The 26,118-nt window shown below is 72.7% G+C and carries 19 protein-coding genes; 8 read left to right on the forward strand and 11 right to left on the reverse strand.

Features of this window, described 5'->3' with window-relative positions; genetic code table 11:
• Positions 1-11 precede the first annotated feature (11 nt).
• Together ACWED2_RS23645 and ACWED2_RS23650 are read left to right on the forward strand one after the other, a co-directional pair.
• Positions 12-944: a DUF1996 domain-containing protein gene (locus tag ACWED2_RS23645; protein ID WP_449692660.1), complete on the forward strand. Its 933-nt coding sequence runs from the start codon at positions 12-14 to the stop codon at positions 942-944.
• Complete coding sequence (locus tag ACWED2_RS23650) at positions 941-1,459, forward strand: DUF305 domain-containing protein (RefSeq protein WP_449692661.1); 519 nt, start codon at positions 941-943, stop codon at positions 1,457-1,459. The genes ACWED2_RS23645 and ACWED2_RS23650 overlap by 4 nt, the downstream gene beginning before the upstream one ends.
• Positions 1,460-1,509: 50 nt before the next feature.
• Here the strand turns inward: ACWED2_RS23650 and ACWED2_RS23655 are convergent, their stop codons facing one another.
• Together ACWED2_RS23655 and ACWED2_RS23660 are read right to left on the reverse strand one after the other, a co-directional pair.
• Entirely contained in the window at positions 1,510-4,734 is a 3,225-nt protein-coding gene (locus tag ACWED2_RS23655) for a TIM-barrel domain-containing protein (protein WP_449692662.1), read from the reverse strand.
• A 204-nt stretch (positions 4,735-4,938) separates the two neighbouring features.
• Positions 4,939-5,970 carry a LacI family DNA-binding transcriptional regulator gene (locus tag ACWED2_RS23660; RefSeq protein ID WP_449692663.1) on the reverse strand — a complete coding sequence of 344 codons (1,032 nt, stop codon included), beginning with the start codon at positions 5,968-5,970 and terminating at the stop codon, positions 4,939-4,941.
• A 115-nt stretch (positions 5,971-6,085) separates the two neighbouring features.
• On the opposite strand from ACWED2_RS23660, the gene ACWED2_RS23665 reads away from it, so the two are divergent.
• The 5 genes from ACWED2_RS23665 to ACWED2_RS23685 are packed head-to-tail and all read left to right on the forward strand — an operon-like array spanning position 6,086 to position 13,778.
• Positions 6,086-6,469: a hypothetical protein gene (locus tag ACWED2_RS23665; RefSeq protein WP_449692664.1), complete on the forward strand. Its 384-nt coding sequence runs from the start codon at positions 6,086-6,088 to the stop codon at positions 6,467-6,469.
• Positions 6,470-6,479: 10 nt separating this feature from the next.
• Positions 6,480-7,541, forward strand: a complete 1,062-nt coding sequence (locus ACWED2_RS23670) for a sensor histidine kinase (protein ID WP_449692665.1) — start codon at positions 6,480-6,482, stop codon at positions 7,539-7,541.
• A complete protein-coding gene (locus ACWED2_RS23675) occupies positions 7,538-8,146 on the forward strand; it encodes a response regulator transcription factor (protein ID WP_449692666.1) in 609 nt (202 codons plus the stop codon). Before ACWED2_RS23670 ends, ACWED2_RS23675 begins: the two co-directional genes overlap by 4 nt.
• A gap of 27 nt (positions 8,147-8,173) precedes the next feature.
• The gene (locus ACWED2_RS23680) at positions 8,174-8,509 is read left to right on the forward strand and encodes a hypothetical protein (protein WP_449692667.1); all 336 of its coding nucleotides are present in this window, start codon (positions 8,174-8,176) and stop codon (positions 8,507-8,509) included.
• Positions 8,510-8,522: 13 nt separating this feature from the next.
• The gene (locus ACWED2_RS23685) at positions 8,523-13,778 is read left to right on the forward strand and encodes an NACHT domain-containing protein (protein ID WP_449692668.1); all 5,256 of its coding nucleotides are present in this window, start codon (positions 8,523-8,525) and stop codon (positions 13,776-13,778) included.
• Between the two features lie 7 nt (positions 13,779-13,785).
• Here ACWED2_RS23685 and ACWED2_RS23690 read toward each other — a convergent pair whose 3' ends face one another.
• From ACWED2_RS23690 to ACWED2_RS23730, 9 genes are read right to left on the reverse strand one after another with little or no spacing between them, the layout of a single operon-like run.
• A complete protein-coding gene (locus tag ACWED2_RS23690; protein ID WP_449692705.1) occupies positions 13,786-15,186 on the reverse strand; it encodes a rhamnulokinase in 1,401 nt (466 codons plus the stop codon).
• Between the two features lie 5 nt (positions 15,187-15,191).
• Positions 15,192-16,613 (reverse strand): arabinose isomerase, encoded by a 1,422-nt coding sequence (locus ACWED2_RS23695; RefSeq protein WP_449692669.1) that lies wholly within the window; start codon positions 16,611-16,613, stop codon positions 15,192-15,194.
• Positions 16,614-16,624: 11 nt separating this feature from the next.
• Positions 16,625-18,655, reverse strand: a complete 2,031-nt coding sequence (locus ACWED2_RS23700) for a bifunctional aldolase/short-chain dehydrogenase (RefSeq protein ID WP_449692670.1) — start codon at positions 18,653-18,655, stop codon at positions 16,625-16,627.
• The gene (gene rhaI, locus ACWED2_RS23705) at positions 18,652-19,827 is read right to left on the reverse strand and encodes an L-rhamnose isomerase (RefSeq protein ID WP_449692671.1); all 1,176 of its coding nucleotides are present in this window, start codon (positions 19,825-19,827) and stop codon (positions 18,652-18,654) included. Before rhaI ends, ACWED2_RS23700 begins: the two co-directional genes overlap by 4 nt.
• Positions 19,824-20,168: an L-rhamnose mutarotase gene (locus ACWED2_RS23710; RefSeq protein WP_449692672.1), complete on the reverse strand. Its 345-nt coding sequence runs from the start codon at positions 20,166-20,168 to the stop codon at positions 19,824-19,826. The genes rhaI and ACWED2_RS23710 overlap by 4 nt, the downstream gene beginning before the upstream one ends.
• 55 nt (positions 20,169-20,223) lie before the next feature.
• Positions 20,224-21,300, reverse strand: coding sequence for a rhamnose ABC transporter substrate-binding protein (gene rhaS / locus ACWED2_RS23715; protein WP_449692673.1), 1,077 nt, complete (start codon positions 21,298-21,300; stop codon positions 20,224-20,226).
• A gap of 5 nt (positions 21,301-21,305) precedes the next feature.
• Complete coding sequence (locus ACWED2_RS23720) at positions 21,306-22,304, reverse strand: ABC transporter permease (RefSeq protein WP_449692674.1); 999 nt, start codon at positions 22,302-22,304, stop codon at positions 21,306-21,308.
• The gene (locus ACWED2_RS23725; protein WP_449692675.1) at positions 22,297-23,337 is read right to left on the reverse strand and encodes an ABC transporter permease; all 1,041 of its coding nucleotides are present in this window, start codon (positions 23,335-23,337) and stop codon (positions 22,297-22,299) included. The genes ACWED2_RS23720 and ACWED2_RS23725 overlap by 8 nt, the downstream gene beginning before the upstream one ends.
• Positions 23,334-24,851, reverse strand: a complete 1,518-nt coding sequence (locus tag ACWED2_RS23730; protein WP_449692676.1) for a sugar ABC transporter ATP-binding protein — start codon at positions 24,849-24,851, stop codon at positions 23,334-23,336. Before ACWED2_RS23730 ends, ACWED2_RS23725 begins: the two co-directional genes overlap by 4 nt.
• Before the next feature lie 165 nt (positions 24,852-25,016).
• On the opposite strand from ACWED2_RS23730, the gene ACWED2_RS23735 reads away from it, so the two are divergent.
• Positions 25,017-26,063, forward strand: coding sequence for a LacI family DNA-binding transcriptional regulator (locus tag ACWED2_RS23735; protein ID WP_449692677.1), 1,047 nt, complete (start codon positions 25,017-25,019; stop codon positions 26,061-26,063).
• The last annotated feature ends 55 nt before the right edge of the window (positions 26,064-26,118 follow it).

The following is a 26,118-nucleotide window of genomic DNA, read 5'->3' on the forward strand; positions in this document are numbered from 1 at the left end:
GTGGAGGACCCTTGGCAACGAAAGCCGCGCTCCTCGCCTGCACCGCCGCCACCGTGCTGGCAGGCGCCTTCCTGACCGCGGCCACCTGGTCGCCCGCCGGGGCCGACGACCTGGTGACCCACCACGAGTTCCAGGTCAACTGCTCCCCCAGCCACCGCCAGCCGGACGACCCGATCGTCTTCCCCGGGCTGCCCGGCGCGTCGCACGACCACACGTTCCTCGGCAACAAGACCACGAACGCGGCCAGCACGACGCAGTCCCTGCAGGCCGCCGGCGTCGGCAACACGACCTGCCTGGCCCCGGACGACCTGTCCGCGTACTGGTTCCCGACCGTCTACAACGGGGACCAGGTGGTGCTGCCGAACTTCGCGCAGGTCGTTTACTACAAGTCCGGCATCCTCGACTACCGGAAGGTGGTGCCGTTCCCGCCCGGCCTGCGGTACGTGGCCGGGAGCGTCACCGCGACGCAGGACGAGTTCCAGCACGCGCCCGGCGCCATCGAAGGCTGGGAGTGCGGCGACAGCTTCCACAACTGGGACATCCCCGTCCGGTGCGTGGCCGGCAGCCAGCTCAACATCCGCTACCAGGCGCCGAGCTGCTGGGACGGCGTCCACCTGGACTCGGCCGACCACAAGAGCCACCTGGCCTACCCGGACCGGGCGACGCTGACCTGCCCGGCCGATCACCCGGTGGCCGTGCCGATGCTGGAGTTCAAGATGGCGTTCCCGGTCAGCGGCGACATGTCCGGCGTCCACCTGGCCAGCGGACGCGGTTATTCGTGGCACTACGACTTCTTCAACGCGTGGGACCCGGAAACCCTGGCGGCGCTGGTGAAGCACTGCATCAACGGCGGCCTGCAGTGCGATCCGCGCGGGTTCGACCTCTACAAGCCCGACCGCGGCAGCGTGCTCGGGCCGAACTACCGGCTGCCCGGCCGTCCGTGAGACGGCGGCTCCCGGGGGCGGTGGTGGCGCTGATCATGGGCGGTTGCGCCACCACCGGCCCCGCCCCCACGCCCTTCAACCCGACGGACGTGGCGTGGCTGCAGCTGGTGGTGCCGATGACGGAGAACGCGCTGGCGGCGGCCCGCCTGGCGCCGGATCACACCGCGAGCCCGGCGGTCCGCTCGGCGGCCGACGCCGTTGCCGGACCGCAGGAACGGCTGCTGGTCCGCCTCCGGGCGGCCCGCGACCGGGCCGGGCTGCCGACAACTGATGTCCACAGTGGACATCGGATGCCGGGCATGGTCACGGCGGCCGATCTGGTGGCGTTGCGCAGCGATCGGGACGCCGGGTTCGACCGGCGCCTGGTCGCCCTGCTGCGGGCACACGCCGCGCAACTCGTCGTGCTGGCCGGCGGCGAACAGGCCGCCGGCCAGGACGCGGAGACCCGCGAGCTGGCGCGGGAGACCGGCGCCGAGGCGACGAGCGAAACCGAGCTGCTCGCGAAGACGACGTGAGAAAGCTGTGGGGGCCACGGTGAACCCGTGGCCCCCACAGCAGAGGTGACTCAGTACGTGACCGTCACCGGCGCCCATCCCGGGTGCACCGGCGCGGTCACCGTCAGCGTCTTCGCCGCCGCATCCCACTTCCACGCCGACGAAGGCGCCCAGCCGGTGCCCACCTTCACCCGGTCGGGCGCCGACGTCACGCCGAGGAACTTCACCGTCCACTCGCGGGGTGCCACCCGGAACGAGCCCTGGGTGGGCGCCACCGTGACCGTGTGCGCCCCGAAGCGCTCGCGGTAGGTGATCTTCGTCGTGGCCGAGCGCGCGGAGGACGTTCCGTTGTCCTCGTAGAGCGAGAACGTCCCCGAGCCGCCCGCCGCCACCGTCACCGTCACCCGGTCGAGGGGGTTCTGGACGTCGTTGGCGACGTCCGCCGTCCGGGTGGCCGTGATGCCGCCCGCCCGGAGGAACACCGGCATCGTGCCCAGGTCGGACGTCACCTGCTGGGTCGTCCCGCCCGCGTAGACCTTGCCCGAGAAGTAGTCGGTCCACTGCCCCGGCGGGAACCACACCGACGTCGTCGCCGAGGTGCCCGGGGAGGTCACCGGCGCCACCAGCAGGTCCGGCCCGTAGAAGTACTCGCTCTGGGCCGCCGCGTACGCGCCCGGCTCCTCCGGGTACTCGAGGTACGTCGGACGCACCACCGGGACGCCCGTCGCCGTCGCTTCCTGGGCCAGCGTGTAGGTGTAGGGAACCAGGTTCTCCCGCAGGTTCAGGAACTTCGTCGCCGACGCCTTCGCCGCGTCGCCGTACTGCCAGGGCAGCCGGTCGCTGTGGTTGCTGTGCAGGCGGTCGATCGGCTGGAACGTGCCCAGCTGCACCCAGCGCGCGTACAGGTCGTCCGGCAGCTTGACCGTCTGGCGCTGCTGGCCGCCGGAGGTGTAGGTCTCGCTGCCGCGCAGGCCCGTCGTGTCGTTGTGGCCGCCGATGTCGTGGCTGATCGCGGACATGCCGGTCGCGGCCGACTCCGCCGGGGTGATGCCGACCTCCATCCGCAGCGTTCCCCAGGTCGAGGACGTGTCACCGGTGAAGTGCAGCGTGCTGCGCTTGTCGGCCCACGGCCCGGTCGCCAGGCCGGTCGGGCCGCCGTAGCCGCCCGCCTGCAGCGACCCGTACGCCCGCGAGATCACGAACCCGCGGCCGGTCGCGGGTGCCGCGAGGTCGGCGTACTGCTGGTTGATCCAGGCGTCCGGGGTGACGCCGGGCAGGCTCGAACGCGAGGCGTCGCAGCACCAGTCGAGCCACCAGAAGTCGTTGCCCTGCTGCATCATCCCGGCGTGCAGGTCGAGGTAGGCCTTGAGCTGGTCCGGGTCGCCCCAGTCGAAGACGTAGCAGTCGGTGCCGCAGTTCGACTTCGCCAGCTTGCCCTTCGCGGTCGCCTGGGCGCGGGCGAACTGGGGGTCCGAACCCATGATGCTGGGGTGGGTGTTGAGGTTGTTGTGCAGGCCCTGTGCCTTCGACCAGGCGAAGAACCCGGCCGGGTCAGGGAACTTGTTCGTGTCGAACTGCCAGCCGTTCCAGGTGTCCGGCGCCTTGAAGTCGGTGTCGGTGACCAGGACGTCCAGCGGCACGCCTTCGCTGCGGAACCGCGGGAGGATCTTGTCGCGGTAGTCGGCCGCGGTGCGGTCGATGTACTCGGAGTACCAGACGCCGTAGGCCCAGCGCGGCAGCAGCTGCGGCGGCCCGGTCAGGGTTGCGAGGTCGCGCAGCCCGGCCTTGTAGTCGTGGCCGAAGGCGAAGAGGTAGCCGTCCTGGTAGGGGTTTCCGCCGTGGGACGGCCGCTGCGTCACCGCGCGCGTGCGCGTGTCGTACAGCGCGGAGGGGGTGTCGTCGAGCAGGTACCAGCCGTCCTGGTGCAGGAGCCCTTCGGTGGTCGACGGCGCCCCGTTGTCGCCGTTCACGCCGTCGAGGCCGCGCCGGTAGCCGCCGAGCGCGAGGTGCGGCGCCGGTGCCGTGCCCCCGGACGGCGTCACCGCGACGGTGTCGACGTTGACGTGGCAGCTGGTGTCCTCTGGGCAGCCGAGCACGACGTCGTTCGTGCCCGCCTTCAGGTCCACCGGCACGGACGCGCTCTTCCACGCCTCCCAGTTGTCGGTGACCGGCAGGCTCAGGGTGCGCGTGACGCCGTTCGCGGTGACGGCCGCGGTCCGCGTTTCGTGCCGGCCGTCGCCGCCGGTGCCGTTGGCGTAGCGGACGTGCAGCAGGTACGTGCCGCCGGCCGGGACGTCCGTGACGCGGTGGGCGAGCGTCGAGCCGCGGTTGAGCTCGGCGACGAACCCGCGCCCGGCGTACCCGGAGTGGTCGGTCGCCACGACCGCGGAACCGGTCCGCAGCCCGGCTTCGGCCTCGCAGCTCACGCCCGCCGGGCAGCCGGTGAACGCGCGCGCCGACGCCGGCGGGAAGGCCGCGCCGGGCGTCAGGACGGCCACGCCGTCGAGGTTGACGTTGCCGGAATCGGCGGCGGTCCGCTCGAGGCGGACGCTGTGGTGGCCGGCGCCGAGGGTGACCGGGACCGAGGCCAGTGCCCAGGCGTTCCAGTCGGCCGTCACCGGCAGGGTGAGCTTCTGCGCCGCGCCGCCGTCGACACTCACGCTGAGCGTGCGCGTGACGTGCTGGCCGTCGCCGCCCTGGCCGTTGGCGTAGCGGGCGGTGAGTGAGTACGTCCCGGCGGTGGGCGCGAGGACGTCCGCCGTCACCGAGTTGCCGGTGCTCTCGAAGCCGGCGAGGAAGCCTTCGCCGGTGTAGCCGGCGTGGTCGGTGGCGACGCCGAGGCCGTCGGTGGTGAGGTCTTCGGCCTCGCAGAGCGCACCGGCCGTACAGGTGAGGTGGCGCCAGGGAGCGGCGAGCACCGGGGTGGTACCCGCGTTCGTGCGGAGCTGGAGGTTGCCGCCGTCGAACGGGCCGGAGTTCAGCCGGTAGGTCAGCGTCGCCGCGCTGGTCCGGATGGTGAGGACGCCGCCGGAAACCGTGCTGGTGTACGACGTCGGCGTGAAGGCGCCGCGGCCGACGGCGTTGAACGTGGCGGCGTCGGTGAACCGTCCGTCGCCCGCGTACTCGGTGCGGATCAGGGTCGGCGACAGCACCTGGAACCGGGCGTTGCCGGCGGTGACGGTCTGGCGCGCAGGCCCGGCCACGGCGGGCGCCGCGACGGTCACCGCCGCGACGGCGCTCCCGGCGACGGCGAGCGCGCAGGCCCGCCGGATGGTTCTCGCTGTTCTGGTCCGCACGGCGGAACTCCGTTCCGGTGAAGGGGACTCGGCGGCGTTACAACGTTGGAAAGCTGAGCACAGCAATTCGGCCGATGTCCAGACCACTGGGCGGAACTTGTCCCGGACAGATCAGCGACCGGTCACGCGATCGGTCTGCTCCCGCGGCCGGCCCGGATCGCCGCGTCACTCGCCTCGATCGCGATGTAGCGGCCGAACCCGACCTCAGGCCGAGTCGCGGACCACCAGCTCCGGGTCGAAGATCACCGACTCCGCACGGAGGGCCGGGTCCGCCATGCGGTCGAGCACCATGCGGGCCATCGCCGCGCCCATCTCCTCGACCGGCTGCCGGACCGTCGTGAGGCGCGGGCGGCAGCTGAGCGCGACCCGGCTGTCGTCGAAGCCGACCACCGCCACGTCGTCCGGGACGCGCTTGCCGGCCTCGCGCAGCACCGTCAGCGCGCCGTACGCCATCAGGTCGTTGGCCACGAAGAGCCCGTCGAGTGCGGGGTCCTCGGCGAGCAGGCGCTCCATCGCCCGTTCGCCGCCCTGCTCGGTGAAGTCGCCCTCGGCGACCGCGACGTACGCGTGGCCGTGGCGGGCCATCGCGTCGCGGAACCCGGCCAGCCGGTCCTGCCCCGCCGGAGTGCCCGCCGGGCCCGCGATCGTCGCGACGCGCTGACAGCCGCGCGAGACGAGCCGCTCCGCCGCGAGCCGGGCGCCGTCCTGGTGGGCGACGTCGACGTAGCACACCGGCGCCGGCCGGGCCGGCCGCGCGAACAGCGCCGTGGGCACGCCCGCGCCGGTCAGCACGAGCGGCAGCGGGTCCTCCGCCGGGTGCAGCGAGATCAGCAGCACGCCGCTGACCTGTTCCTGGCGCAGCTTCGGCACCAGCTTTCCGCGCTCTTCGTCGCTGTCGACGAGCATCAGCAGCGGGTGCAGCCCGTGCGGGCGCAGGTGCGCCACCACCCCTTCGACGACCCGGCCGAAGAACGGGTCGCCGAACACGCCGCCGGTGAACGCCTCGACGTGCCGCTCCGGTTCGGACACGACCAGCGCGATCCCGCCGGTGCGCCGGGTGACCAGGGAGCGGGCGGCGCGGTTCGGGACGTACCCGGTGTCGGCGATCGCGCGTTCGACCGTCTCACGCAGCTTCGGGTCGACGTTGCGCACGCTGTTCACCACGCGGGACACCGTGGCGCGCGAGACCCCGGCGACCCGCGCGACGTCCTCCAGGGTGGGCGGCTGCGTCGTCACCCGTCTTTTGTAGCACGCTGTGAGAGCGCTCTCCCAGCACCGCTGACAAATGTCACGGATGCCCGGTGCGGGACGGCACTGCCCCGCCGCCCGCCCGCGCGGCCAGCATTCCGGCATGACCAGAACCGAAACCGCCGGCTTCCGGCCGGTGCTGCTGCTGACCGGCGCGTACGCCGCGCTCTCCGCCCTCACCTTCGTCGTGATCGTCCTGTTCCGGAACCAGCCCGCGATGGTGACCGACGCGGTCTGGGTGCGCGCCACGATCGTGGTCGCCAGCTCGCTGCTGACGTTCGCCTTCGCCCGCAGCGCCGCCCGTGGCTCGCGGAAGGGCCTGCTTCGGCTGCGGATCGTCTCCGCCGTGATGCTCGTGGCGATCGCCGTCATCGTCGTGCTGCCGGGGCTGTTCCCGCTGTGGCTGCGGATCGAACAAGCCGCGTGCGGGCTGCTGCTGCTCGGGGTGGTCGTGCTGGCCAACGGCCGGCGGCTGCGGGCCCGGTAGCGTGCCGGTGGTGGACGGGTCGAGGGACGTGCAGCGCTGGGTGCGCGGCTGGCGGCTGCGGCTGCTCGACGCGGGGATGCTCGTCTACCCGGCCGTGACCGTGGCGGGCGTGCTGCAGCATTCCCCGGCCGCCTTCGCGGGGTGCCTGGTCGTGGCCGCGTTCGCCGTCGGGTACCTGCTCGCCGCGGCCGCGGCGGCCCGCCGAGCCACGCGGTGGTTCTGGCTGCTCACCGGCGGCTGCGCCGTGCTGTTCGCCGTCGCCATCCCGTTCGCCCACGCGGACGCCTTCTTCCTCGCCGCCGTCGTCCTCTCGCTCGCTGTGCCGCGGCTCCCCCGGCGGATCGGGGCCGGGCTGGTGGTCGTGACCGCGCTCGCCGCCGTCCTCGGGCCCTGGCCGGGTGGGCCGGCGTGGACGCAGGCCGTCGCGCTCGTGTTCACCGTGCTCGTGGTGTCGGTGTTCGCCGAGGCGATCCGGGCCAACACCGCGCTCGTCGAGGCCCGCGCGGAGGTCGCGCGGCTGGCCTCCGAGGCCGAACGCACCCGGATCGCGCGCGACCTGCACGACCTGCTCGGCCACTCGCTCACCGCGATCACGGTCAAGAGCGGCCTGGCTCGGCGGCTGGTCACGACGGAGGCCACCCGCGCGGGCGAGGAGATGGCGGCCGTCGAGACGCTGGCGCGGCAGGCGCTGGCCGACGTCCGCGCGGCCGTGTCGGGCTATCACGAGGTCACGCTCGCCGGCGAGCTCGCCCGCGGCCGCGAGCTGCTGCGCGCGTGCGGGGTCGCCGCGGACCTGCCGACGGCCACCGACGTCGTCGGCCCGGCGCACCAGGAGCTCTTCGGGTGGGTGGTGCGGGAGGGGCTCACCAACGTGGCCCGGCACGCGCGGGCGAGCCGGTGTGCGGTGACGCTCTCGGCGTCCACAGTGGAGGTCGTCGACGACGGCGTGGGCGGGGCCGCGGGCGGGGGTTCCGGGCTCGACGGGCTGCGCGAGCGCGTCCTCGCGGCCGGCGGGGACTTCTCCGCGGGGCCGGTGCGCCCGCACGGGTGGCGGTTGCGGGTGGCGGTATGACGATCCGGTTGCTGCTCGCCGACGACCAGGCGCTGGTCCGGGAAGCGTTGTGCGCGCTGCTCGCGCTCGAGGACGACTTCGAGGTGGTCGCGTCGGTGGGTCGCGGGGACGAGGTCGTCGCGGCGGCGCGGGCGCACCGGCCCGACGTCGCGTTGCTCGACATCGAGATGCCGGGCCTGGACGGGCTGGCGGCCGCCGCGGTGCTGGCCGCGCAGGTGCCGGCCTGCCGGGTGGTGATGCTGACGACGTTCGGCCGCGCGGGCTACCTGCGCCGCGCGATGGAGGCGGGCGCGGCCGGGTTCGTGGTCAAGGACGCCCCGGCCGACGTGCTCGCCGACGCCATCCGCCGGGTCCGGAGCGGCGAGCGGGTGGTCGACCCGGCGCTGGCGGTGGCCACCCTGGCGGCGGGCGAATCGCCGCTGACCGCCCGCGAGCGCGACGTGCTCATCACGGCCCGGACCGGGGCGACGATCGCGGAGATCGCCGCCCGGCTGTACCTGTCGGAGGGCACGGTGCGCAACTACGTGTCCGCGGCGATCGCCAAGACCGGGGCGCGGAACCGGGTGGAAGCCGTGCGGATCGCGGACGAGCGGGGCTGGTTGTAGCCGGGGACGCGCCGCTAGGTTGAAGCCATGCCCGAACCGATCCTGGTCTCCATTGCCGCCGCGCTGGCGGCGAAGGGTGCGACCGGCCTCTACGACCTGGTCAAACGCAAGTTCGCCAAGGACCCCACGGCCATCGCGCTGCTGGAGGCGTCCTCGGCGGCACCCGAGGACGCGCGGCCGGTCACGGCACTCGCCGAGCGGCTGCAGGAGGCCGAGGCGGAGGACGGGGAGTTCGCGGAGGCCCTGCGGGCGGAGTGGCAGCAGGTTTCGCTCAGCCGAGGGAGTGTGCACAACCAGGTGACCGGGAACGTCACGGGCAAGGTCGTGCAGGCCCGCGACGTGCACGGCAACATCAACCTCTGACCCCGGGGCTTCGGTGGAGGACCCGCAGACGAGCAACCGGATCGTGGGGGACGTCGGCACCGCGGCCCAGATCGGCACGGTCCACGGCGGTGTGCACTTCTACGCGAGCGCGCCGGCACCGGAGCCGGCGCCGGCGCCGGTGGCCGCGCCGCCCCGGGGGTGGGACGACCTGCCGGAGCTGCCACCGGCGGTGCAGGCCCTGCTGCGGGCGCAGATCGAGACCGCACGGGACCTGCCCTACCGGTTGCCCGGCGCGCGACCGCCGTCGCTCGAAGCGGTCTACGTGCAGCAGGACGTCAGCGGGGAGACGGACACCGGGCCAGCCGAAGCGAACCGTCCGTTCCCGGTGCTGGACAACCAGGGACAGCTGATCGACCTGCCGGCCCGCCCGGCGCCCCGGCCGGTGGTCCGGCCGCCGTCCCGCCCGGTGCGAGCCGTCCTCGACACCGACGACCACCTGCTGGTCACCGGCGGCCCCGGCCAGGGGAAGTCGACGTTGTCCCTGCGGCTGGCCGCGGACATCGCGGCCCGCTGGATGGGCCACGAGGAGGCCGCGCCGCTCGCCGAACCGGTGGTCCCGCTGCGGCTGACCGCCCGCGACCTCGCCGCCCGGCTGGACCTGCCGTTCTTCCCCGCGCTGGCGGAGAGCGTCCAGGCCGAGTACGGCGCGCTGCTGGCGTTCCCCGTCGAGCCCCGCACGCTGGCCGGACCGGTGGCGGGCTGCCGCTGGCTGCTGCTCGTCGACGGGCTGGACGAAGTCGCCGACCTCGGCCGGCGCGACCGGCTGGTCAAGGTGCTGGCCACGTGGGCTTCCGGCGCGGCTTCGGCGCACTTCCGGATCGTCCTGACGACCCGGCCCATCGCGGACGCCGCCCTGGCGCCGTTCCACGGAGCCGGCGCGGCCCGCTACGAACTCCTGCCGTTCGACGAGGACGCACTGCGCCGCTTCGCCGTCAACTGGTTCGTCGAAGAGGAGATCGCCGAACGGTTCGTCCGGCAGGTGCACGAGGCGAACCTGGACGACCTGGTCCGGGTGCCGCTGCTGGCCACGATCGCCGCGATCATGCTCGAGCAGTACGGTGACCGGCCGCTGCCGGACAACCGGTACGAGCTCTACGAGTCCTACCTGAGCCACCTGCAGTCCTCCCGGCCGGTCTCCGCGCCGTGGGACGACCTCCGCGACAGCCTCCTGGAACACCTGGGCCGGGTGCGCCTGGAGAAGGACACCGACCTGCTTTCGGCGGCCTGTGACTGGATCGCCGCCGAGCGGCCCGACGCCTGCGCCACCACGGACCGGCGGGACGCGCTGACGACCTACCTCACGGCCGTCGGCCCGTTCGTGTCCCGGGGCGGGGATCTCCAGTTCCTGCACCACAGCTTCGCCGAGCACCTCGCGGCCACCGCGCGCGCCCGCGAGCTCCCGGACCGGTTCGAGCCGGAAGCCGGGGAGTTCGCCCGGCTGCTGCACGCCGCGTGCCAGGGCGACCGCGGCCGGCACGCTCGGCTCGTCCTGCTGCACTACACCCGCCTGCGCCGAGCCGAAACCGACCGGCTGATCCGGCACCTGGACGACGGCAACGCGCCGCTGCACGTGCTCGCGGCGCGGCTGCTCGCCTGGCACGCGCCGGCGAGCGCCGAAGTCACGGACGCCTTCCTCGGCACCGCCCGTGCGTGGGCCATGACCACGCAATACCCGTCCCAGGTGATCCTCGCCCGGGTGAGCCGGGCCGGCCACCACCCCGGCCTGGCGGGCTGGCTGCAGGAGCTCATGGGCGACGAAGCGGCGCCGTGGGAATCGCGGATCGAGGCCGGCCGGGCGCTGGCGGCCCAGCTGTACGGTCCGGGCCGCGTCGACGCCGTGGCCATGCTGGGGTCGGTCGTGGCCGACGGGACGATTCCGGTCGAGTTCCGGTACGAGGCCGCCAAGGCACTGGCCGGCTGCGGCACCGGCGAACGCGCGACGGCCGTGGCCGGCCTGCTGTCCGTGCTGGCGGACACCACCGCGACGGCGGCGCACTGCCGCGACGCCGCGGTCGTCCTCGCCGGTCTGGGTCCGGAGCCCCGCGCCCGGGCCGTCGAGGCGCTGGCCGGGCTCCTCGACGACCCCGACGCCCCGCTGGAGGACGCGACCGAGGCGGCCATGGGCCTGCTCGAAATCGCCGCCGGGTACGAGGAGCGCGCCGCCGAGGTCTTCCGCGCCGTCCTCGGCAGCCGGAACGGCTCCCTGGCCAGCCTGGAGGAGGCGGCTCTGGGCCTGGCCTCCCTCGGCCCCCGGCACCTCTCGGAAGCCGTCGCCGCGCTCAAGGCCCGGCTCGCCGACCACCGGCTGCGCGGCTTCCACATGTTCGTGGCCCGGGCCATGGCGAAGCTGGGCCCGGCGCAGCGGGTGGAGGCGGGGGAAATCCTGTTCGCGTCGGCTTCCTGGCCGGGGACGACCGCCTCGCTCCGCGTGAACATCGCGACGTCGCTGGCGGAGTTCGGACCGGAGTTCCGCGAGCGGACCCTGGCGCTGCTCCGCGCGGTCGCCACCGACCGGCCGGCCAACACCAACGCGCTGCTCTGGACGGCCGACACGCTGGCCGATCTCGGTCCCGAGCACCACGCCGAGGCCGCCGAGGTGTTCAACCGGGTGGCCGGTCATCCCCGCGCGGCGAACTTCGAGCGCACGACGGCCTTGGGCAAGCTCGCCGGCCTCGGCGAACCGCACCGGACTCCGGCCGTGCGCACGTTGCGCGCGGAGCTGGCGGATCGGGGCGCCGACCCCGACGTCCGCGTCCGGGCCGGTCGCGAGCTGATCCGGCTCGGGCCGGCGTTCCACGCCGAGGCGGCCCGGCACGTCCTCGAGATCGCTTCGGACCGCGCTGCCGATCCGCAGGTCCGCACGGCGGCCTGGCGTGCCCTCCGGTCGCTCGGCAGCGCACTCCGCACTCGGGCCTCGAGCGCACTGCTCGACCTGACCGGCCCCGCGGAGGCCGGTGCCTGGGAAGACTGCGACGCGGAAGGAGGCTTCAGCGAAGACGACTTCGACGATCCGAACGCCGCGGCGGCCGCCTTCGTCGCGGTCCTGCGTGATCCGGCTCGGGCGGTCCGGCACCGGGTGGCCGCCGCCCACAACCTGGTGGCCCTCGGCCGCCATCACCACGCCCCGGCGGTCGCCGGGTTCATCGACCTCCTCCGCGCGAACGAGATCCCGGTCGACGAGCTGGCGCGGTCGGTCGGCGGGTTCCGCGACGTGAACGCCGCCCGGCAGGCCGAGCTGGCCGAGGTCCTCGCGGCCGGCGCGCTGGGCCCGGGCGCCTCGGCCGAACTCGTCTGCGAGACCGCCGAAGCGCTGGAATCGCTGGGCACCCGCGATTCCCGGATCGACGCGGCCGTGCTGGCCCTGCTGTCCGACGAATCGGCCGCGGGAACCGAACGCGCCGCCGCGGCCGTGCTGGTCGCCCGAAACGACCCGGCGGAGTTCCCGGCCGCCCTCACCACCATCCGCGGCGTCCGCCACGACGTTTCGGCCGTTTCCTGGGCCGGCCACGTCCGGGAGCTCACCATGCTCGGCGCCGACCTGGCCGACGACGTGCGCGCGGACGTGTCCGCCCCGGACGCCGGCCGGTGGGCGCGTGAGTGCTGCGCCGGACTGCTCGCCGAACTGCGTCCTGAACTACGTCCCGAAGCGCTCGCCGAGTTCCGCTCCCAAGCCGCGGACGAATTCCTCACCTTCACCTGGCGAACCGAAGCCGTGCTGCGGCTGGCCGAGCTCGATCCCTCCACAGTGGACAACGCTGTCGCCTTCCACCGCGCGGTCCTCGACGACGAAGGGGAAGCGGTCGCCGACCGCTGCGAGGCGGCGGGGCAGCTCCTGCGGCTCGACCCCGCGCAGCGGAGCACCGCCTTCGCCGTATTGCGCCGGCTGGCCGGCAGCTCCCGGCTGCGCTGCGCCGAGCGCGCCGAGGCGGTGACCTGGCTCGCGCGGCTCAACCTGCCGCCGGTCGAGCTGGTCCCCCTCGCGCGAGCGATCGTCCACGACCCGGCCGCGTCCCACGAGGTGCGGCAGCAAGCGGCTCGCGCCCTGCCTTCCCGCGAGCGCCGGAACGTCTTGCGGTCCGTCTTGGCCGATCGCGTGAATTCGGTCGATTCCTGGACGGCCACGGCAGGCTACTGGGACCACTGGTCCCTGGCGAACGAGGTCGAGGCCGTCCTCCGGGACACGCTGGCGGGTGCCGAGACACCGCCGGCGGAGCGGGTCGAGGCCGCCGCCGCGCTCGGCCGGCTCTCCCCCCGGCTCGTCCCGCAGGCGGTCGACCTCCTGGAGCGGCTCGAAGTACGCGGCCACGTCGACCGGCTTCGGCTCGCGGCGCTGGCGGAACTGTCTCCCGAGTGGCGGGTTCGCGTCCTCGCCGACGTCCGCGCGGCCCTCGATGCCCAGGACCGGCCGTGGCAGGTCAGAACCGAGGCCGCCAAGTTCCTCCTGGAGCTGGCCGGCCGGCCACTGGCGGACGCCGATCGGGACCGGCTGGCCGGGCTGCTCCGGGACGGCCGCATCGCCGGCTTGGTCCGCCTTCGGCTGTTGAGCGCGCTCAACCGGCTCGACGACCTCCGGGCGGTCCGGGACGACGACCGGCACCCCGTGGCGATGCGGTGGATCGCGGCGAACTGGCTGTGCGACTACGGGTGCGAAGACCGCGAGCGGGGCGCTCGGGTCCTCGATGCCATCGCGGGAGATTCCGGCGCCAGACCCCCGTTGCGCTGGCGGACGGCCAGAGACCTCGCCAAGTTCGGAACCCGCGGGCGGCAACTCGCCGCCACGCGGTTGCAGGCGCTGATGTCCGACGGGACGCTCCCCGTCCTGGTCCGGGTGGACTCCGCGCGGGCACTCGCGGTCATCCGGCCTGATCTGCGCGACGACGTCCAGCTGGTCCTCCGCCGGCTCTCCGCCACCCCGGACGCGCTCATCCGGCTCCAGGTCTGCCAAGCGATCGGTCAGCACGATCCGGAAGAGGCGGCCGCCGCACTGCGCGCCATGGCCGGAGATCCGGCGCTCGCGCCCTTGGCCCGGCTGGGCTGCGCCCAAGCGCTGACGAGCCTGCTCCGCAACCAGTACGAGGTGGCCGCGGTCGTGGCCCGGGAACTGGCACACGACGAGGGCGTTCCCCAGCACCTCCGCGAAGACGCGGCACGGGGGCTGGCCCTGCTCAGCACGCTCTGCCGCGCGGAGGCACGCGATCTGCTCACCGGGATCCGGGCGAACCGGAAGCGCCGGGACAGCACACCGTAGTGCCCGGTCACGCGGTCAGCCGGGCCTCCGCGGCCGCCCAGTCAGCCGTTCCCGACGGCTCGTAGCGGCGGATCTCCTGCGTCTCGCGGACCAAGGCCCGCATCGCCGCCAGGTCCGGCAGGTCCTCCCCCAGTGCCCGGGCCTGGACCAGCACGTTCCCCAGCGCCGCCGCCTCGACCGGGCCCGCCAGGACCGGGACGCCGCACGCGTCCGCCGTCGACTGGCACAGGAGCTCGTTGCGGGCTCCGCCGCCGACCAGGTGGATCACGTCGACGCTCCGGCCGGTCAGGCCGGTCGCGGAACGGATGGCGCGGCGGTGGGCCAGTGCCAGGCTGTCCACGATGCAGCGGACCACCGCCGCCCGGCCGGACGGCGGGCGCTGGCCCGTCGCGCGGCAGGCGTCCGCGAGGCGGGCCGGCATGTCCCCCGGGGGCAGGAACGCCGGGGCGTCGATGTCGACCACGGCCGCCAGCGCGGGCGACGCCGCCGCGGCCGCCAGGAGCGCGGGCAGGTCCTCCGGGCACGCCCACGTGCGCAGCGTCTCCGACAGCACCCACAGGCCCATCACGTTGCGCAGGAACCGGATGGTGCCGTCGACGCCGCCCTCGTTCGTGAAGTTCGCCGCCAGTGCTTCGTCGCTCAGCACCGGCGCGGGCAGCTCCAAACCGGCCAGCGACCACGTGCCCGACGAGATGTACGCGAAGTTCGTGCCGGGGGACGCGGGCACCGCGACCACCGCCGACGCCGTGTCGTGCGAGCCCACCGCCACCACCGGCAGGCCGGCCGGGTCGGCCGCCGTGCCCACCACCGTGCCCGGATCGCGCAACGGCGGCAGCAGCCGAGGCGGGATTCCCACGCGAGATGCCAGCGAAGTGGCCCACGTCCGGGCGCGGATGTCGTACAGCTGGGTGGTCGACGCGTTCGTGCGCTCGGCGCTGATCGACCCGGTGAGCCAGTAGTTCAGCAGGTCCGGGATGAGCAACATGGTCGCCGCCGCGTCGAGCCGGTCACCTTCCGACACCAGCTGGTAGAGCGTGTTGAACGGCAGCTGCTGCAGGCCGGTCACGTCGTAGAGCGAGCGCGCGGAGATCGACGCCGCGACCTTCGCCGGCACTCCGTCGGTGCGCGGGTCGCGGTAGTGGACGGGGTTGCCGAGCAGCGCGCCACGCTCGTCCAGGAGCCCGTAGTCGACGGCCCAGGAGTCGATGCCGACGCCGTCGAGGCGCCCGGCGTCCCGGATCCCGGCCAGGGTCTCCCGGTACAGGCCGAGGATGTCCCAGTACAACGCCGGCCCCGCGCGGACGCCGCCGTTCGGGAAGCGCCGCACCTCCTCCACCGTCAGCCGCGACGGCCCCACCGTCCCGGCCATCACCCGCCCGCTGGACGCGCCGAGGTCGACGGCCGCCACTCGCTTCACGGACGCACCACCGACAGCTGGAGGCCGAGCAGGTCCGCGACCGCGGTCAGCTCGCCGACGCGGTGGCCGGTGCCCAGCGCCCAGTGGTGCGCGATGCCGCTGGCGGACCAGGCGTCGGTCCACTCTCCCGGGTCGCAGCCGAAGTCGACGCGGGAGGTCGTGTTGCCGATCCGCAGCAGCGGCCCGGGCACCACCGTGCCTTCCGACGCGATGAGCGTGAACGTGCCGTCGCGGCGCTGGCCGAGCCCGCACAGCGTCACCGGCCCGTGCTTGACGTCGAACTCCACCGACACGCCCCAGCCGCGCTTGCCGTGGTAGACGCCCAGGCCGCGCAGCAGCGGCTTGCGGGCGCTGATCCCGAGGTGCGCCGGGCCGTCGTGGCCCATTTCGACCACGCCGTCGCGGAAGTTCAGCGCCTGCAGCTCGGTGAACGAGCCGCCCGCGCCGAGCCGGTCCATGACGAGCATGGCCAGTGACGTCCGCAGCTCGTACTCGCCGACGGCCGGGATGCCGCGGGCGGTGAGCAGGGACGCGCCGAGGATGAACCCGGCGCCGACGCGTTCGTGCGTCTCACCGTCGAGGCCGCGGTGGTAGTAGGCCAGGGAGTCGAGCGAGAAGTCGTCGACGAGCCGGTCGAGCGCCACCGAAACCCGGGCACCCCAGGCGAAGTCTTCGGCCACAACGGACTCGTCCACGGTGAACACTTCGCGGGCCAGCTCGACGCGGTCTTTCGTTTCGGCCTCGGTGACCTTCTCCACGCGCACCCGCAGGTCGTCGACCTCCAGGATCTCGACGTGCCCGCCGAGCTGGGCCGACACGAGCGTCGGGTCGGTGGAGACGTCCATCATGCCCGGGTAGAGGTGCCCGAGCAGGCCGTGCCGCCCGTGCCGCAGCGCCGCCCGCACCCCGGCCGCCTTGATCCAGCGGGAAATCCGCGTCCAGGCGCGTTCGTCCTCCAGGTACCCGGACACCGAGCGGAACTCGACGCCGAGCCGCCGGAACGCGTTGGCCATCTCGGGCAGCGGGCAGGCGCCGCAGTAGGCCAGCCACGCGCCGGTGTCGAAGGACTCGTGGTCCATCGCCTCGGTGGGCTGCAGGTTCAGCAGCAGCACCGGCGCGCCCGAGCGCTGCGCGACCGGGGCCAGCATGCTGGACGTCAGGTACGTCGTGAGGAACCCGACGATCAGGTCGCACCCGGCCACCCGCAGCTTCTCCGCCGCGGCCGCGCCCTCCTGCGCGTCCGAGACGAACCCGGCGTCGACCACCTCGCAGTCCAGAGCGGACAGCCGCTCGGTGACGCGCCGGGCCGAAGCTTGCAGCTGGGGCAGCAGCGCCGGGAACTGCGGCCAGTACGCGCCGAGCCCGCCGGAAACCAGGCCGACGCGGGTGCGGCGCGGGGTGATGCGGTCCAAGGTCATCGGGTCCTCGATCAACGCAGGAAGGCGGCGGCCACCCCGGCGTCGACCGGGATGTGCAGGCCGGTGGTGTGGGTGAGGTCGCCGCCGGTGAGGGCGAACACCGCGGCGGCGACGTGCTCGGGCAGCACTTCGCGCTTGAGGATGGTGCGCTGGGCGTAGAACTCGCCGAGCTTCGCCTCCTCGACGCCGTAGACCGCGGCCCGCTGGGCGCCCCAGCCGCCGGCGAAGATGCCGGAGCCCTGGACGACACCGTCGGGGTTGACGCCGTTGACCCGGATGCCGTGCCCGCCGAGTTCCGCGGCCAGCAGCCGGACCTGGTGGGCCTGGTCGGCCTTCGCGGCGCCGTAGGCGACGTTGTTCGGGCCCGCGAACACCGAGTTCTTCGACGAGATGTAGACGATGTCGCCGCCGATGCCCTGCGCCACCATGGCCTTGGCCGCGGCCTGGGACACCAGGAACGAGCCCTTGGCCATCACGTCGTGCTGCAGGTCCCAGTCGCGTTCGGTGGTTTCCAGCAGCGGCTTCGAGATGGACAGCCCGGCGTTGTTGACCACCAGGTCGATCCCGCCGAAGGCGACCACCGTGGCGTCGATCGCGGCCTGCACGGCGTCGGGGTGGGTGACGTCGGCGGTCACCGCCACAGCCTTGTCCGCGTTCCCGATACCCGAGGCGACCTCCGCGGCGGCCTCGCCGTTCAGGTCGGCGATGACGACGCAGGCACCTTCGGCGGCCAGCCGGACGGCGATGGCCTTGCCGATGCCCGACCCGGCCCCGGTGACCAGGGCGATCCGCCCGGCCAGGGGCTTGGGCTTCGGCATCCGCTGCAGTTTGGCCTCTTCGAGGGCCCAGTATTCGATCCGGAACTTCTCGCTCTCCGGGATCGGCGCGTAGGTCGAGACCGCCTCGGCGCCGCGCATCACGTTGATCGCGTTGACGTAGAACTCGCCCGCCACGCGCGCGGTCTGCTTGTCCTTGCCGAAGGAGAACATGCCGACACCCGGGACCAGCACGATCGCCGGGTCGGCTCCGCGCATGGCGGGCGAATCGGCGTCGGCGTGCCGCTCGTAGTAGGCGCGGTATTCGTCGCGGTATTCGGCGTGCAGTTCCTTGAGCCGCGCGACGATGTCGTCGAGGGGCGCAGTCGCCGGGAGGTCCACCACCAGGGGCCGGACCTTGGTGCGCAGGAAGTGGTCCGGGCACGACGTACCCAGCGCGGCCAGCGGCTGCAGCTTCTCGCGGGACAGGAATTCGAGCACGACCTCGCTGTCGGTGTAGTGGCCGACCTGGCGCTGGTCGGTCGAGGCCAGGCCGCGGATCACCGGCGCCAGCGCGGCCGCCCGCGCGTGCCGTTCCTCAGTCGCGAGGGCTTCGAAGCCGGGAACGACCGGCCCGAACGGCTCCGGCGCACCCCGAGAAGCCAAGAACTCCTCGGCGGTCCGGATGATCTCCAGGGAGTTCCGCTCGCACTCGTCCGAGGTCGCACCCCAGGCGGTGATGCCGTGGCCGCCGAGGATCACCCCGATGGCCTGGGGGTTGGCGGCCTTGACCGCGGCGATGTCCAGGCCGAGCTGGAAACCGGGGCGTCGCCAGTCCACCCAGGCGACCCGGTCACCGAAGCACTCCTTGGTCAGGGCGGGCCCGTCGGCCGCGGTGGCCAAGGCGATGCCGGAGTCCGGGTGCAGGTGGTCGACGTGCGGGGCCTCGACCAGGCCGTGCATCGCGGTGTCGATCGACGGCGCCGCCCCACCCCGGCCGTGCAGGCAGTAGTCGAACGCGGCGACCATCCCGTCCTCGCGCTCGACGCCCGGGTAGACGTCGGCCAGGGCCCGCAGCCGGTCCAGCCGCAGCACCGCCAGCCCGGCCTCGGTCAGTGTGCCGAGGTCACCACCGGAGCCCTTGACCCACAGCACCTCGGTGGGCGAGCCGGTCACCGGGTCGGTGACGGCTCCCTTCGCGGAGGTGTTGCCGCCGGCGTAGTTCGTGTTGCGCGGATCGGCACCCAGCGCGTTGCTGCGCGCGATCAGCTGCTCCGGCACGCTCATGCTCCCCACCCCGCCTGCTGCCCACCGGCCCGCTCGGCCACGATCTTCTCCTGGTATCCGCTGCGGTGATACGCCGCGACCGGATCCGGATCCAGCCCGGCCTCCTCACGCAGCTCGGCCAGCAGCGGCCGCACATCCGTGTTGTAGGCATCCATCAACACCGCGTTCGCACCCAGCACGTCACCCGCCTGCTGCGCCGACCGCAACGCGGGCCGATCCACCAGCAGGGCCTTCGCGGTCGCTTCCTGGACGTTCATCACCGACCGGATGATCGCCGGGATCTTCGCCTCGATGTTGTGACACTGATCCAACATGAACGCGATGCCGTACGCCGGATCGAGGGCGTCACCGCGGACGATCTCGTACATGATCCGGAACAGCTGGAACGGGTCCGCCGCCCCGACCATCAGGTCGTCGTCGGCGTAGAAGCGGGAGTTGAAGTCGAACGCGCCGAGCTTCCCAGCCCGCAGCAGGAACGCGACGATGAACTCGATGTTCGTCCCCGGCGCGTGGTGGCCGGTGTCGATGCAGACCGTGGCCCGCTCCCCCAGCTCGACACAGTGGGCGTAGGACGTGCCCCAGTCCGGGACATCGGTCGCGTAGAACGCGGGCTCGAAGAGCTTGTATTCCAACAACATCCGCTGGTGCTCACCGAGCCGCTCGTAGGTCTCGCGCAGGGCCGCCGCCAGCCGGTCCTGCCGGTCGCGGATGTCGTCCTGACCCGGATAGTTGATGCCGTCGGAGAACCACAGCTTCAGGTCGCGCGAGCCGGTCGCGTCCATGATGTCGACGGCTTCCAGGAGGTGATCGGTCGCCTTGCGGCGGATGCCCGCGTCGGGGTTGGTCACCGAACCGAGCTTGTAGTCCTCGTCCTGGAAGACGTTGGTGTTGATGGCGCCGATCTCGACACCCAGATCCCGCGCATAGGCAGTCAAGGCGGCGTAGTCGTCCACGCGATCCCACGGGATGTGCAGCGCCACGCTCGGCGCTACTCCGGTGAGCCGGTGCACCATCGCCGCGTCGGCGATCTTCTCTTCCGGCGTTCGCGGGACACCGGGCTGCGGGAACACCTTGAACCGGGTGCCCGAGTTCGCGTACGCCCACGACGGCGTCTCGATGCGCTGCGCCCGCAAGGCCTGCTTCACGGCCGTCAAGTCGCCCACGGCGATCACTGTCCTTCCGCGACGGTGGGTGGTACGAGGTGGAAGACCTCTTCTAGGAGCTGGAAGCCCTCGTCGGGCGGGCCGCCGTCCAGGCCGGTGAAGAACTCCGCCATCTCCGCCTGCCAGCGCGTGTTGACCTCGGTCTCCGCCATGGCGGCCCGGGCGGCGGCGAAGTCGTCGGTCTCGACGTAGCCGACCAGGAGGCCGTCCTCGCGCAGGAAGAGCGAGTAGTTGCGCCAGCCGGTGTCGTGCAGGGCCTGCCGCATTTCCGGCCAGACAGCGCGGTGACGCTCGGCGTACTCGGCCTTCCGCTCGGGTTTGACCTGCAGGCAGAAGCAGTATCGGGACACGATCCGTCCTTGGTGGGACCCGGCCGGGCCGCCCGTCGCGACCCGGCCGGGAGAATCAGAAGTTGAACTTGTCGATGTTGTTCGTGTCGAACGTCGTCGGCGGGCCGAGCACGATCTCGCCGTTCTCGCCGATCGTGTACTCGCCGAGCTTGCCCGCCTTGAACTTCTCCCCCGTCTTGCCGGTGATCTGGCCGGACTTGAGCGCGACGCCGGCGTAGGCGGCCAGGTAGCCGATGTCGGCCGGGTTCCACAGCGCGAACTGCTTGACGGTGCCGTCCTTGACGAAGGCGCGCATCTGGTTCGGCGTGCCGAGCCCGGTGACCGCGACCTTGCCCTTGTAGCTCGACGAGCTGACGTACCGCGCGGCGGCCGCGATGCCGACCGTGGTCGGCGCGACGATCACCTTCAGGTTCGGGAACGACTGCAGCAGGCCCTGGGCCTCCTGGAAGGACTTCTGGTCGTCGTCGTTGCCGTAGGCGACCTTGTCCAGCTTCAGGCTCGCGTACTCCGGCTTGGCCAGTTCCTTCTTGAACACGTCGATCCAGGCGTTCTGGTTGGTCGCGTTCGGCGTCGCCGACAGGACCGCGACCTCGCCGGACCCGCCGGAAAGGTCCTTCGCCTGCTTGGCGAGCGCCTCACCGATGCCCTGGGTGGTGGCCTGGTTGATGAAGACGTCGCGGCAGTCCTTCGCGGCGTCGGAGTCGAACGCGACGACCTTGATGCCGGCGCTGCGGGCCTGGTTGAGCGAGGGGCACACCGCGTTCGGGTCGTTCGCGGCGATGCCGATGACGTCCTGCTGCTGCTGGATCAGCGTGTTGATGTAGCTGACCTGCGAAGACGCGCTGGCGTCGTTGGGCCCGACCAGCTTGTACTCGCCCTTCAGCTCGCCCAGGGCCTCCTTGCCGCCGCTGACCTCGATGTCGCTGTAGGGGTTGTTCAGCTGCTTGGGCAGGAACGCCATCTTGACGCCCTCCTTCGCCGCGGCGTTCGGGTTCGCCGCGGCGGTGGACTGCTGGCCGCCGGAGCCGGCGTTGTCGTTCTTGGTCGTGCCGCTGCACGCGGCCAGGACCAGCACCAGCCCGGCCGACACTGCGCCTATGAGGAGCCTGCCGGTGAGGAACCGTCGGGACATCTTCGTCACCTTTCCGGAGTTACCGCTTGCCGACGGCGTCGCACTGCCGTGCGGGCCGAAGTCACGATGTTGGGGAGCAGGACCGACACGATCAGGAGCACGCCGGTCACGATGTTGAGGGCTTCGTTCGACACGTCCTGCAGGCGCAGCGCGTTCTGCAGGGTCGCCAGCAGGACCACCCCGGCGAGCACGCCGGGCAGCGTGCCCTTGCCGCCGAAGATGGACACGCCGCCGAGCAGCACGGCGGCCACGACGGCCAGTTCGAGGCCGAAGCCGTTGTCGGCGCGCGCGCTGGAGTACCGCAGCGTCCACAGGACACCCGCGAGACCGGCGACCGCGCCGCTCACGACGTACAGCCAGAACTTGAGCCGCCCGGTGCGGATGCCGGCGAACCGGGCCGCCTGCTCCCCCGCGCCGGCCGCGAACACGCCGCGGCCGATCGGGGTCGCGTGCAGCACGACGCCGAAGATCAGGGCGACCACGACCAGCGGGACGAGGACGTTCGGGATCGGGCCGTCGCCGATCGTGCCGGTGACCCAGCTCGTGTAGTCGCGCGGGAAGTCGGCGACCGCGCCGTCGCCCAGCACCACGAAGGCGAGCCCGCGGTAGAGGGCCAGGGTGCCGATCGTGACGGCCAGCGACGGCAGCTTCAGCACGGTGACGAAGAAGCCGTTCAGCGCGCCGAGGACCGCGCCGAGCACGATGCAGAGCGGGATGATCGTCTCGATCGTCAGCCCCGCGTCCCACAGCGAGCCCATCACCGCCGACGTCAGGCCGAGCGTGCTCGCCACCGAGAGGTCGATCTCGCCGGTGACGATGACGAACGTCATCGGCAGCGCGACCAGCGCGATCGGGAGCAGGTCGAGCAGCAGGAAGGTGAAGTTGCGGCTGGTGCCGAAGTTCTCGACGGCGCCGGAGGCGACGATCAGCACGAGCACCGTCACGAGCACGACGGCGGCGTCCCAGCTGAGCAGCCGGCCGAGCCGGTTTCCCCGGTCAGACATGGGCGTCCCTCTTCTTCAGTGCCTTGGCGACCCGGACCGCGACGAGCCGGTCCGCGCCGATCGCCAGCAGGATGAGCGCGCCGACGATCGCCTGCTGCCAGAACTGGTTGATGTCGAGCACGGCCAGTGCGCTGCCGATGACGGTCAGCAGCAGGGCGCCGAGGCCGGCGCCCCAGACCGAGCCGCTGCCGCCGAACACCGCGACCCCGCCGACGACCGCCGCGGCGACGACGTTGAGCTCGTAGCCGGTGCCGGCGGCCGCGTCCACGGTGCCGAACCGGGCCGCGAACAGCACCCCGGCCAAGCCCGCCAGGGCGCCGCTGACCAGGAACGCGGCGCTGGTGTTGCGGCCGACCTTGATGCCCGCGAGCTTCGCCGCCTGCGGGCTCGACCCCATGGCGTACAGCTCGCGGCCGGCCCGGTAGCTGCGGAGGACGATCCCGGCGGCGATCAGGACCAGCAGCGCGATGAGGACCAGCCACGGCACGCCGAGCACCGACGCGGTGCCGAAGTCCAGGAAGGACGCCGGCAGCTTGTCGGCGTTGATCTGCCGGCCACCGGCCCAGAAGTAGCTGACGCCGCGGTAGGCGTAGAGCGTGCCGAGCGTGACGACCAGCGCGGGCACCTGGCCGAAGCGCACCAGGGCGCCGTTCAGCAGCCCGCAGACCGCGCCGACGCCGAGCCCGGCCAGGATCGCGACGATCACCGGCAGGCCCGGGTGGTCCTTCATCAGCGTGCCCACGGCGAACGCCGACAGGCCGAGAACCGAGCCGACCGAGAGGTCGATGTTGCGGGTGATCATCACGATCGCCTGGCCGACGGCGAGCACCGCGAGGATGGCCGTGCCGAGCAGAATGTCCCGGATGCTCTGCCCGGACAGGAACCGGGAGTTCTGTGTCGCGGTGAACACGACCAGCACGATCAGCGCTCCGGCGATGCCGGATTCGCGGGCCTTCAGCACGTTCGCGGCCCAAGACTGTCGTGAGTGGACAGCCGGCTCCTTCGTCACGCGGGCCTCCTCGGTGACGGTCATGCGGCGGCCCCCTGCCCCATCGCGGCGAACATGACGGCGTCTTCGGTCGCCTCGGAGCGCGGGAGCTCGGCCACGATCCGGCCCTCCCGCATCACCAGCACGCGGTCGGCCATCCCCAGCACCTCCGGCAGTTCCGAGGACACCATCACGACCGCGACACCCTCGGCGGCCAGCGACGACATCAGCCGGTGGACCTCGGCCTTGGTCCCGACGTCGATGCCGCGCGTCGGCTCGTCCACGATCAGCACCCTCGGTGCCATCGCCAGCCACTTGGCCAGCACGACCTTCTGCTGGTTGCCGCCCGAGAGCGTGCCGACGGGGTCGCCGAGCCGGCGGTACTTGGTGCGCAGCCGCTCGGTCCAGCGCCGCGCTTCCCGGCGCTCGCTCGCGCCGGTCAGGAGGCCGAGTTTCGCCAGTGCGCGCGACCGCGGAAGGGTGACGTTCCGCTCGATCGAGAGGTCCATGATCAGGCCCTGCTGGCGCCGGTCCTCGGGGACCAGGGCCATCCCGGCGGCCATCGCGGCCCGCGACGAGTGCGGCTTGAGCTTCTTGCCGCTCACCTTGACGACGCCCGCGTCCCGCTCGTCGACGCCGAAGACCGCCTGGACGACCTCCGAGCGGCCGGAGCCGACCAGCCCGGCGAACGCGACGATTTCGCCGGCGCGCACGGAGAAGGAGATGTCGCGGAACACGCCCTCGCGGGCCAGGCCTTCGACCTCGAGCACGACCGCACCGGGTTCGACGTCCTGCTTGGGGAACAGCGCGTCGAGGTCGCGGCCGACCATGCGCTTGACCATCTCCTCGACGGTGACGTCCTCGAGGGCGTCGGTGGAGACGTGCCTGCCGTCGCGCATGATCGTCACGCGCTGGCAGAGCTCGGTGATCTCCTCGAAGCGGTGGGAGATGAACATGATCGCCGCGCCGTCCTGGCGCAGGGTGCGGGCGACGGAGAACAGCCGCTCGACCTCGATCCGGGTCAGCGCGGCGGTCGGCTCGTCCATCACCAGCACCCGGGCGTCGGCGCTGAGGGCCTTGGCGATCTCGACGATCTGCTGGTCGGCGATGGACAGGCCGCGGGCCGGGCGGGCCGGGTCGATCCGGACGCCGAGGCGGGCGAAGAGCCGCTCGGCCTCGGCGCGGATCGCCGCCCGGTCGATCCGGCCGAGGCTCTTGCGCGGGTGGCGGCCCATCACGATGTTCTCCGCGACGCTGAGGTCGGGGAACAGGGTGGGTTCCTGGTAGATGACCGCGATGCCGGCCGCCTTCGCGTCGGCGGGCGAGCCGAACCCGACCGGCTCGCCGTCCAGCAGCAGCGTGCCGTCGTCGGGCTTGTGCACCCCGGCCAGCATCTTGACGATCGTGGACTTGCCGGCGCCGTTCTCCCCGACCAGCGCGTGGGCCTCCCCGGCGTACAGCCCGAAGCTCACGCCGGCGACGGCCGCGACGGCGCCGAACGACTTCGTCACGCCGCGCACCTCCAGCAGAGGGGCCCGGCCGGGGTCTGGGCGCGTCATTGCGGCCTCCGGATTGAAAGGTTTCACAAATCTGGTGCGGTGAAGCTACTATGCGGCGGAACGAGAAGTCAATGCATCGACGAAGGCGTGGCCAAACGGCATCTTCACGGACTCGTTCGGGGTGGTATTACGTTTCAACAGCGCTGGTCAAAAGAGGGGACTTCGATGGTCGTCAGGGAACCCGGTGCCGAGCCGCGCGCGGCGGGCATGAAGGAGGTCGCGGCGGCCGCCGGCGTCTCGCTCGGCACGGTGTCCAACGTGCTCAACCGCCCCGACCGGGTCAGCCCGGCGACCCGGGCCAGGGTCGAGGCCGCGATGGCCGAGCTCCGCTTCGTGCGCAACGAATCCGCGCGGCAGCTGCGGGCCGGGCGCAGCCGGGTGCTGGCCTACGTGATGCTCGACGGCAGCAACCCGTTCTTCACCGACGTCGCGGCCGGCATGGAGGACACCGCAGACGCCGCCGGTGAGGGCGGCCTGTCGCTGTTCCTCTGCAACAGCGCGCACCAGCCGTCGCGCGAAGAGGCCTACCTCGGGCGCCTCGAACAGCAGCGCGTGCAGGGCATCCTCATCACGCCGGTCGACCCGGACGCCCCGCTGCTGGGCGAGATCGCCCGCCGCGGCACCCCGGTGGTCGTCGTCGACCGGACACCCGAAGGCACCACGCACTGCTCCGTCGCGGTCGACGACGTCTACGGCGGTGAGATCGCCGTGCGGCACCTGGTCGAGCAGGGCCACGAGCGGATCGCCTTCATCGGCAACCACACGGCGGTCGGCCAGGTCCGCGACCGGCGGCTCGGCGCGTTGCGGGCCTTGGCGGCGGCCGGCCTCGGCCCGGACCACCTGGTCGACCTGACGACGACGGCACTGACGGTGGCCGACGGCCGCGGCGCGGGCCAGCGGCTGGCGGGGCTGCCGGCGCCGGTCCGCCCGACCGCCGCGTTCTGCGCCAACGACCTGGTCGCCCTCGGCCTGCTCCAGACGTGCGCGAACCTGCGCATGAGCGTCCCGGACGACCTGGCGATCGTGGGCTACGACGACATCGAGTTCGCCGCGGCGGCCGCGGTCCCGCTGACGTCGGTCCGCCAACCGCGGCGGCGCCTGGGCGCCACGGCGGTGGAACTCCTGCTCGCGGAGGCGACCGAAACCGGCCACGAACACCGGAAAGTCGTCTTCACCCCGGAACTGGTGGTCCGCGCCTCCACCCTTCGGTGAGCAACCGGCTGATCGTTTGTGACGTCTTCACCAGTACAAGCGATAACACCGGGGA

The organism is Amycolatopsis sp. NPDC005003 (assembly GCF_053600695.1).

What these genes read in the sequence shown, in the direction of transcription:
- ACWED2_RS23730 (WP_449692676.1), bottom strand. Translation starts at nt 24,851, where the DNA reads ATGACGCGCCCAGACCCCGGCCGGGCCCCTCTGCTGGAGGTGCGCGGC.
- ACWED2_RS23665 (WP_449692664.1), top strand. Translation starts at nt 6,086, where the DNA reads ATGACCAGAACCGAAACCGCCGGCTTCCGGCCGGTGCTGCTGCTGACC.
- ACWED2_RS23675 (WP_449692666.1), top strand. Translation starts at nt 7,538, where the DNA reads ATGACGATCCGGTTGCTGCTCGCCGACGACCAGGCGCTGGTCCGGGAA.
- ACWED2_RS23700 (WP_449692670.1), bottom strand. Translation starts at nt 18,655, where the DNA reads ATGAGCGTGCCGGAGCAGCTGATCGCGCGCAGCAACGCGCTGGGTGCC.
- ACWED2_RS23720 (WP_449692674.1), bottom strand. Translation starts at nt 22,304, where the DNA reads ATGTCTGACCGGGGAAACCGGCTCGGCCGGCTGCTCAGCTGGGACGCC.
- ACWED2_RS23695 (WP_449692669.1), bottom strand. Translation starts at nt 16,613, where the DNA reads ATGACCTTGGACCGCATCACCCCGCGCCGCACCCGCGTCGGCCTGGTT.
- ACWED2_RS23735 (WP_449692677.1), top strand. Translation starts at nt 25,017, where the DNA reads ATGGTCGTCAGGGAACCCGGTGCCGAGCCGCGCGCGGCGGGCATGAAG.
- ACWED2_RS23680 (WP_449692667.1), top strand. Translation starts at nt 8,174, where the DNA reads ATGCCCGAACCGATCCTGGTCTCCATTGCCGCCGCGCTGGCGGCGAAG.
- rhaS (WP_449692673.1), bottom strand. Translation starts at nt 21,300, where the DNA reads ATGTCCCGACGGTTCCTCACCGGCAGGCTCCTCATAGGCGCAGTGTCG.
- ACWED2_RS23725 (WP_449692675.1), bottom strand. Translation starts at nt 23,337, where the DNA reads ATGACCGTCACCGAGGAGGCCCGCGTGACGAAGGAGCCGGCTGTCCAC.